Here is a 3,953-nt window from a genome sequence, read left to right on the forward strand (position 1 = left end):
GGTAATGTCTCAGTTTGAAATTCTAGCCTGTGTGGTCTTTGCGGCATCCTTCATCGGCACAATTGCCGAAGGGCATTTGGGCGTAGCCGAACGTCAAACTGGCTGGGTTCGCGCCGGGAACGAATGCGAACGGATCACCGGCTATAAAGATCTGCCAGCAAAATCTCGTTATGTGCTCGGGAGTCCCTTCGAACACATCGTAATATCTTGCCCATCCCCAAAGATAGGCAAAGCGACGCCCTTTGCTGATCTCAAGAATATCGAATGGGGTGATGGAACTTGCGGGAGGAAATGGCGCGGCACCCCCGAAATTGCTGGTTCCAGGACCGAGGAAATTTCCTGTTCCTGGACGGTAGCGTTCGACCAGATCAAGCGCACTCTCAATTGGCCGGTTTGTAACAATGCAATCAACGAACAGGCTCAAATCCTTAGTAGTAGTGTCACCGCTATTCTTCCAAGCCGGCTGAATGCGCCAGTTGTAGTTTCGCGTGAAGAAGCGATCCAACTCCCAAACCGGATTGATGTTGGTGGGAAAAACAAAGGCGCGCCGATTCGCTATCAAGGCTTGTTTCGTGAGGCGTCCTTGATCGGTAGTGGCGCGCCAGAGGGTGAACGTGAAAGCTGCGATCACGACTGTTGCGAGTGCGGTAATGATGGCGTTGTTGGCCTCAATGAAAGCGCTCGTACACCACAATTTTATCGACGCTCGGTGGAGCAGCGAGTCCTGCCAGTCTTTGGTTTCGGGGGGTGTGCGGTGTTGCTCGCTCTCTACGCACGTTTGAAAGCTATCGGTAATCGTGACCGACCCAACGCCGACAAAAAGGGCAAGAAAAAGCAATATTGAAGGAGCGAGCAGGCGCAGCCTCTGCAATTTCCTCCCCCTGTCCGCCGCCCCTATGCGGCTATGCGCTTTCTGTACTGTTTCGGCCGCCCCGGCTTCGGTGCGGCTTCGTCCATTAAGCCGATAATTTCTTCCATCGTCCACAGATGATCCGTAAGCCCCGCAGCCATTGCCGGGGTAACTCGCAGTGTCTTGTGGATGCGCGTCCAGTTGTAAAAAGTGAAGTACAGGGAAATAGCATGGCGATGGCTGGCCAGCTTCTTTGAGAACGCATTAGACAAGCGCGTGAACCGTTTCATGCTCATGCGCATCGTCAGGTTCTGGCGTTCAACGTAAGACGTGCTGATGTGGTCGGGGTCCGGGCTTCCGACGATCGGCGTCTTCTTGGCCCCAATGCATTCGGGCGGGCTGTACTTGCGCTCCGCCGCATCGGCGCCCATGCGCTTCGGCACATCGCCGTAGATTTTGACGAGCTGCGCGAAGTCGATGTCAGTATTGCCGAAGACATCCTCAACAGCGGTGAGATAGGCCTTGTGGCCGTCCGAAGTGAGTTGAACCCGGGTGGTAAGGCGCTGTTTCAGATCGTCTAGAAAAGCCGCTGCCCAATAGGCATCGCGCTGGCCGACGGCCCAGCTGCAGATGAGCTTTGAGTCCGCATCAAGCGCCGTCCACGTCCAAACATCGCCAGCACCTTTCGGTGGCGCCTTGGCTTCCACGACGTTCTTGTTCTTGGCGTAGACGAAGCTCCAGATTTCATCGCACTGAACGCGCTTGGACGTGAGGTTGCGAACGCGCTCGTCATGGAACGCAAGGCAGAAGGTACCGGCATCCGCCAGGAGCTTGGCGACCGTGTTGATCGAGACATCGCAGACCCGCGAGACCGACCGCATGCTGCTGCCCTCGCAAAGCATCGAGAGAATCTGGACGCGCTTGGCTATGGGCAGCTTGTTCACCGATCACCTCGCCATTCTTATCGGCAAGCATATTATTTCATATTGACAAATGTCAAGGCCTTGATCTAAATTTAGACGATGAGCTAAATTTAGATGGTGATGTAAATGTCACTTGAAAAGCAAGTTGATCTATTCGCGAACCCGTTTAGGCCCGGGGTTGGGCACACTCCACCCTATCTCGCAGGGCGAACGAAGGAGCAGGACGAGTTCCGCAAGCTTCTGAATCAAAAAGCGATTACTGAGAATGTAATACTCACGGGCTTAAGAGGGATTGGAAAAACGGTTCTGCTCCGTGAATTTGAGCCCATTGCGCGCCATGCTGGATGGCTCTGGACGGGCGAGGACCTTTCAGAAACAGCAAGCCTCACGGAAGATCGAGTCGCTCAGAGAATTGTAACGGACCTGTCATTGGTCCTCAGCCCCCTTGTCAACAAGCAACAAATGGAGATGCCATTTGGGTTTACGGGCAAGCATGCCAAGACACTTCAGCCGTTTGAATTTCGCGACCTCTGGAACATTTATGAGAAAACGCCTGGGCTCGTTCAGGACAAGCTCAAAGCAGTTCTGCGCTTTGCCGGCGAAGTGGTTTCGAAGGGTCCACACAAAGGTATCGTGTTTGCCTACGACGAGGCCCAAAACCTCTCTGATCACGCCAAAAAGGACGAGTACCCACTTTCGCTCGTTCTCGACGTGTTTCAATCTTTGCAGCGGCAGCCTGATGGGTTGCCATTCATGTTGGTGCTAACGGGGCTGCCAACACTTTTCCCGAAGCTCAATGAAGCCCGCACTTTTTCCGAAAGAATGTTCCACGTCATGTTTTTGGGTCGGCTTAGCGTGGAGGAGTCGTATCAAGCGATTACGAAGCCGATTGAAGACGACAAATGCCCGATAAAGTTCACCGAAGAAGCAGTTGCGGCGATCGCTCGTCAGTCAGCGGGATACCCTTACTTCATCCAGTTCATTTGCAAGGAGTCGTTCGATGTTTTCCTCGCAAAGATAAACGATAAACAGCGTCCCTCGGTGCCCGTCGCGGAGATTCTTCGGAAGCTGGACGCTGATTTTTTCTCGGCGAGGTGGGACAATGCTACTGAGCGCCAACGAGATTTTATGCAGATAGCTGCGTTGCTTCCAAATGCAGATGATGGGTTTTCTGGCAACGAAATCGTACAACAATCGGCAGAGGTTCTGGAAAAGCCATTCTCAAACAGTTGGGCTAACCAAATGTTGGCTCAGCTATCCGATCTTGGTTTCGTCTACAAAAAGCGTCACGGAAAATATATTTTTGCCGTTCCGCTCTTATCTGAGTTCATTCTTCGACAGCATCGACAGGGTCTCAACCTGCCTCCTCCTTTTGGCGACTCCACCTAACCTTGGCGGCTTTCTTTGCAATTTTCTTCCTCTGAGCATCGCTAAGCTTTTCTGCGCGCGCCCGTCCGCCTCTGCTTCCAAGGCTGACGGCTGCCGCATCTTTGCCTTCCGACGTCAACGTCTCTTCCTCTTCGCCCGTAGCAATACGGGCGATCTTGATAGCGTTGCCGATAACGTCAGCAGGGCGCTTCTCACCTTTGGGGCCTTTGGGCATTCGAGGCGTCTCCTCTAAGGTCGCTATGTAGTGCACCCGGCTGCCACTCGCGTAGACGATGAAGCGCTTGTTACCGAAGCGGTCGTTTTTGACAGTCAGCGACGTGGTATATCGCGGAGCGTTTCGTGGCAGTGGCGTGGCGACGGGTGGCAGATGGCTAGCAGCCAGCCGTCCGAGAAGCACGACTAACTGCCCTTCCGCCAGTGAGTCCTTTGGGATGGAATCCTCCCATTGGCCGGATGCACCGTGGCGTACAATCTTCCAAAATCGTGCCATTGTCCGCGTCATGTTTTCCGCTAAGCATGGCACAGGGCCCTGCGAGCTTCATCACAAAGTCGATTTAACTGCTCGCGCCGAAACGGGTTCATCTCGATATGAGCGCAATACGCTCCTTCATATCGAAGCGCGCAGGCAACCTCGAACCAGTTCCGGTACTGCCCAGAACGGGCCAGCTCGGGGCCTCTCCACCGAATATAGTCTCTCTGGGTGCGTTGATCCATAGCGCTAAGCATAGCACGGGATCAGGCCGCTTAGACCGCGGCGTCAATCGAGATATTTTTCAAACTGATACACTACC

At 53.9% G+C, this 3,953-nt stretch carries 4 protein-coding genes; 2 read left to right on the top strand and 2 right to left on the bottom strand.

What is annotated here, in order from left to right; translation table 11 throughout:
* Window positions 1-844: hypothetical protein (locus AB4Z24_RS22435; protein ID WP_441711863.1), on the top strand; the 844-nt coding region annotated here is incomplete at its 5' end.
* A gap of 50 nt (window positions 845-894) precedes the next feature.
* Here the strand turns inward: AB4Z24_RS22435 and AB4Z24_RS22440 are convergent.
* A complete protein-coding gene (locus AB4Z24_RS22440; RefSeq protein ID WP_441711865.1) occupies window positions 895-1,794 on the bottom strand; it encodes an IS1 family transposase in 900 nt (299 codons plus the stop codon).
* Between the two features lie 105 nt (window positions 1,795-1,899).
* Between AB4Z24_RS22440 and AB4Z24_RS22445 the strand changes: the two genes are divergently transcribed.
* Complete coding sequence (locus tag AB4Z24_RS22445; RefSeq protein WP_441711866.1) at window positions 1,900-3,162, top strand: AAA family ATPase; 1,263 nt, start codon at window positions 1,900-1,902, stop codon at window positions 3,160-3,162.
* On the opposite strand, the gene AB4Z24_RS22450 is transcribed toward AB4Z24_RS22445, so the two are convergent.
* Window positions 3,128-3,652 (bottom strand): hypothetical protein, encoded by a 525-nt coding sequence (locus AB4Z24_RS22450; protein ID WP_441711868.1) that lies wholly within the window; start codon window positions 3,650-3,652, stop codon window positions 3,128-3,130. The genes AB4Z24_RS22445 and AB4Z24_RS22450 overlap by 35 nt on opposite strands.
* Window positions 3,653-3,953: the final 301 nt, after the last annotated feature.

It is taken from the genome of Hyphomicrobium sp. 2TAF46 (genome assembly GCF_052114865.1).
Lineage (GTDB): Bacteria > Pseudomonadota > Alphaproteobacteria > Rhizobiales > Hyphomicrobiaceae > Hyphomicrobium_B.